General features: G+C 47.8%; 1 protein-coding gene. It reads left to right on the top strand.

The genetic code is table 11. The annotated features are described in order from the left end of the window. Positions 1–289 (top strand): hypothetical protein (locus tag B3F49_RS00775; protein WP_293908557.1); only part of this gene is annotated, 289 nt, incomplete at both ends.

Here is a 289-nt window from a genome sequence, read left to right as displayed (position 1 = left end):
AGACGGTACTTGCGATGTGCAGCAATGCGGGAATCCAGGTGAATCTCGATATCAAGACAAGCGAAGCGATCGAATCGGTTTATAGGTTGCCGGCCTTTCATAAATACAGGAACCAAGTCATATTCAGCGGTTGTCAGGAAGATGAGATTTTGGACATCCACCGCCTTCTTCCCGGCTGCAAGGCGCTCTTCAATGCAGACAGGTACAAGAGAGAACAACCCTATGCTGAGTTTGCAGCGCAGATGTTGGATCGTACTGTCATGACAAAAGCTTACGGATTGAATATCTG

The organism is Sphaerochaeta sp. UBA5836 (assembly GCF_002432845.1).
In the GTDB taxonomy this organism is placed as follows: Bacteria; Spirochaetota; Spirochaetia; order Sphaerochaetales; family Sphaerochaetaceae; genus Sphaerochaeta.
This window is presented reverse-complemented; position numbering and strand designations above follow the sequence as displayed.